The 3,581-nt window shown below is 64.9% G+C and carries 2 protein-coding genes; both read left to right on the top strand.

Translation table 11 applies throughout. The features are described 5' to 3' along the window. The first annotated feature begins 72 nt into the window (after positions 1-72). Positions 73-2,442: a hypothetical protein gene (locus Q7T64_RS13790; protein WP_304796822.1), complete on the top strand. Its 2,370-nt coding sequence runs from the start codon at positions 73-75 to the stop codon at positions 2,440-2,442. 41 nt (positions 2,443-2,483) lie between these two features. Further along, positions 2,484-3,581: ABC transporter transmembrane domain-containing protein (locus Q7T64_RS13785; RefSeq protein ID WP_304796817.1), on the top strand; the 1,098-nt coding region annotated here is incomplete at its 3' end.

Raw genomic sequence — 3,581 nt, 5'->3', positions numbered from 1 at the left:
TCGGCAGACGCTTCGAAGCATGGACGAATCGGCTGCGCAGACCATGCGCGAACACCATTCAGGGGATGAACGATGAGCAGCGCTGGTGGCGACAAGTGGAAGCAACGCAAGGCGGCAAGCAAGTCCTCGCGAACGCGCGATACGGCGACGCTGGTCGCGGCGACACTGGCAGGCATGCTCGCAACCCGTGCCACGGATGCCGCCGATTCCGCGCAACAGCCCGATGGCCTGCAGCATGCGCTGCAAGACGCCGACGAGTTGGCCGCATCGCCAGGGCTTGTTGCCAGTCACGGCGAACAAGATGGCCCAGGCCAGGACGCAGTGGCTTCGATCGAAACCGAGGCGCTGGCACCAGAACTGGATGCACACGCGCTGACGAACGCAGAGCTTGTAGCACAAGCACAAGCCGTGGCAGAGGCCGAAGCTGGCCCCCACACTGCGGCGCAAGATGAAATGCTGGCCGAGGCCGAGGCGGAGTCGTCAGCGGCCGCCGAAGTCCAGCCGCACGCGCAGCCAGCCGCCGATGGTAGCCAACAGGCAGGACAGGCAGGCTCGTCGGCCACGACAGGCAGCGAAATAGCGAGCGCAGACGGTGCAGCGCCGGACGCAGGCGCAAGTTCGGGTTCGTCAAGCGCGACTGGTGCCGGTGGCGCCGGTGGCGCCGGCGCGGCCGCCGCCCCGGCGCTAGGCTCGGGCTTGCTCGCCGGATTGGCAGCGATGCCGCTCGCGGCTGCTGCCGGTGGCGCTGGTGGCGCCACCGGCAGCGGTACTGCGCCACTGAACCTGACGACCGAGACCGTCAACAATACTGGCCCCGGCGCAACGCAAGCAGCGGTCTACACCATCGCGCAAGTGGTGGCGATGGAGCCGGCCCCGCCAGATCACTCTTTCGTGATTGCCGATACGTCGGCCAACCTGTTCGCCAAGATGGGCCAGTCGCATGCAGCGACGTTCTTCGGGCGCGCCGACGCCGTCGTCGCCACGGACGCAGCGACACTGGCGCAGGCGCTGGTGCTGGCTGGATTCGATACCCGCTTCACTGACACCGTGCTGGCCGAGAGCGGCGCCTTGAGCGTGGCCTGGTCGGACGTCATCCTGCTGCAAACGGCTGGCCTGAAATTTGGCGGCAACGCCGACCTTACGCTGGTGCTGCCGCCTGAGCTGCTGGACGACGCAATCGGCAATTCGCCGGCCTTGCACATGCTGGGCATCCATCATTTCGATATCGACGGCACGCAAGCAACGATCACGCAAGGCGATGCGGCGGCCATACTGCAGGCCGGCATCGACTTTGTCGCCGGCGATCACGTGGTCATGGAAGTGGCCGGCACACAATTGCAGACCTCACTGGATGATCTCCAGGCGCTCGGCGTCGATGTCATCGGCGGGGCACACGGCGGCGCACCGACGCAAGGCTCCCCGCTTCATGTCAGCCTGGCTGGCAGCGGCGCGGGCGCGCTGCCCCGGATCGACCCGGCCTTCCATGCAAGCTTGCATTTGCAGGCAGGCCAGCTGTCGCAGGCGATCGCCGGCGCGCAGCACCTGCATGACGCCGGCATTGACCAGTTCAGCAGCGACACGCTGGTCAACCTGTCGGCATCGGACGCGTCCAGCCTGATCGATGCGGGCATCAGCTTTGCGACGGCGGACACCGTGCATTTGCATGTCGCCGGCACGGCACTGCAAAGTTCGCTCGATGATCTGCAGGACCTTGGCGTGGATCAGGTCAGCAGCAGCGTTGCTTCTGTCCTGGTGCAGCAAGGTGCCGAAGTCAACATCGGCACCCAGGTCGCCGTGTTCGACCAGGCCCTGGACGTGACCCTTCAGGTCACGCCCGCCCAGGTGGACAGCGTGCTGGTACAACCCGCAACGGTGTCCGCCAGCCAGGTCGATCACCTCAGTGTCGGCGCCGGTGCGGCCGGGAACCTGAGTGACAAGGATGGCGGCACCCTGCTAGCGGCGCTGCAAGCGGCCGGCATCGACGACATCCGGATCGCGCCGCTGGCAAGCGTAACCGTCACCGATGACCAGGCCGCCAGGCTGCTGCTGGCCGGCAAGCTGACAGTAGACGCCAATGCTGACCTGAGCATCCGGCACGCACCGACCGCATCCGATCCGGAACCCGGCAAGCTTGATGTCACCCTGGCGCAACTGGCGCAGATCGGCGCCGATCATGTCGACACGCTTGTCGGAGGCAGCGTGATGGTCGATGTCGGCGTGGCGGTGGCAGATATCAACGTCAACCAGGAATTGCAGGCGCTGCTCGGCCATTTCACCGACGGCGCGCCATTGTTCGGCGAGGCCGATGTCACGCTCAGCATCGGAGCGGTGAACATCAACCAGATCACCAGCGGCATCGCAGCCGAGCTGAAATTGCTTGGCGTGGATCACCTCCTCGGCGAGGACGGCGACGGCAATCCGCTGACACGGGACCTGGTCTAGTCATTCAATCGCCGCCCCACCGAATCTGCCAAGGAAACAATGTGAGCAATTCCGCACGCTCCGCGCAAGCGCCAACACCGGTTGCGCGGGAGAATCGCCCCGCGGAAGTACTGCGGCAATGTCGTCATGCGTTCATCTTCGCCTTCGTGCTGACCGCGGTAATGGAAGCGCTGTCGGTCGTGCCCATCCTTTATACGATCAATCTGTATGACCGCGTGCTGGCCAGTCGCAGCGAAATCACGCTGGTCTCGCTGACCGTGCTGGTATTCGGCTCCTACCTGTTCTGGTCCGGACTGGAATGGATACGCCAGCGACTGCTGGTCCGGATCTCGCTGCGCATCGACTGGGATCTCGCAGCCGACACCTTCGACATGTCGTTCCGGCGCAATGCCGGTCGCCGCCAGGTCAATGTCCACCAGGTCCTGGGCGACCTGATCCAGGTGCGCCAGTTCCTGTCGGGCAGTCCATTGCTGGCCTTGATGAGTGCGCCGTTCGCCATCATGTTCATCGCCTTCGGCGCCCTGTTCCATCCCTGGCTCGCCATTTTTTCCTTGTGCGCCGCGCTGGTCCTGCTGGCGGCCACCTGGATGACGCAGAGAGTGTCTGCGCCCCTGCTCAAACAAGCCAACAACGCCTCCGCGGAAGCCAGCCGGGTGGCCGCCCAGGGACTGCGCCAGGCGGAGACTGCGCTGGCACTGGACATGCAAGGTGCGCTGCGACGCCGCTGGCACCAGCGTCACCAGGATTACCTGGGGCTGCAAGTATCGGCCAGTGAGTCGGCCGGCGTTTTCGGGGGCATTTCCGGCTTCCTGACAAAATCGCTGCCGTCGATGCAGATGGCGCTGGGCATCTGGCTTGCGATACAGGGCCTGATCACCGGCGGCATGGTGATGGCCGCCACCTTCCTGGTCTCGAAGTCGATTGCACCGATCCAGAAAGTGCTGGGTAGCTGGCATGAAATCGTCAGTGCGCGCCAGTCCTATGATCGACTGTCGAAACTGTTCAGCGAGGATGAAGGCAATTGCGAGCGCATGTCCCTGCCGGCGCCGACCGGCCACCTGTCGGTCTGCGCACTGGTGCTGCAGCCTGACAATGCGCCCCACCCGGTACTGTGCGAGGTCAACTTCAGCATCGAGCCG

This window comes from Lacisediminimonas sp. (assembly GCF_030645335.1).
In the GTDB taxonomy this organism is placed as follows: domain Bacteria; phylum Pseudomonadota; class Gammaproteobacteria; order Burkholderiales; family Burkholderiaceae_D; genus Lacisediminimonas.
Note: the sequence above shows the minus strand (reverse complement) of the source record. Positions and strands in the feature narration are given on the sequence as shown.

What these genes read in the sequence shown, in the direction of transcription:
- Q7T64_RS13790 (WP_304796822.1), top strand. Translation starts at nt 73, where the DNA reads ATGAGCAGCGCTGGTGGCGACAAGTGGAAGCAACGCAAGGCGGCAAGC.